The sequence below is a fragment of the Ruegeria sp. BG6 genome (assembly GCF_056538465.1).
This window is the reverse complement of record NZ_JBQFTB010000058.1, coordinates 1-542: the sequence shown is the minus strand read 5'-3', so window position 1 is coordinate 542 and position 542 is coordinate 1. Positions and strand designations below refer to the sequence as shown.

Sequence of the window (542 nt, the reverse complement as noted above, 5' to 3'; positions counted from 1 at the left end):
GTCCGCATTGCGGTCGTTCGCCCAATCGGAACGGATGTCTACTTTGCGGGACACCTGTCGATTGCATCGCTTACATTGGGCTATCTGTTTACTTAATCGAAAATGCGTTCGCCCTGCTCGTCAATCACCTGTTTCGCCTTTGCGATACTGAAGCTTTCGCCCTGATCCCGGGTTTCAAAGACATCCGCACGGATCACTGTATGGGTCTTGCGATCTCCATCGATGGTCTTTTCTATACGGGCCAAAAGACGGTATTTGCCACCTTCGTGCATCAGGTCCGGAAAGATTTCGAACCCTCTGTAATAGACCGGCTCCGGCTCCGATTTTTCGCCACCACCGAAGAGTTTAGAGAAGAGGGACATTGGGCGGCTCCTTTCAGCGTTGCCATGACCGGAGACTAGCGCCGCTTAGGACAGGCGTGAAGCATGTCATGCTATCAGAACACCGGTCTTCGATCCGACGGTACGCTCCTTGCGTGGCCTAGTACGTCCAGATCCTTGGCAAAAGTCCATTCCCCCGCATCACTTTCTCTTGCACGGAGG

1 protein-coding gene is annotated in these 542 nt (G+C 53.5%); it reads right to left on the bottom strand.

From position 1 onward, the window contains the following. Positions 1 to 92 precede the first annotated feature (92 nt). Positions 93 to 362 carry an HlyU family transcriptional regulator gene (locus ACR0JW_RS23920; protein ID WP_170825407.1) on the bottom strand — a complete coding sequence of 90 codons (270 nt, stop codon included), beginning with the start codon at positions 360 to 362 and terminating at the stop codon, positions 93 to 95. Positions 363 to 542 lie beyond the last annotated feature (180 nt).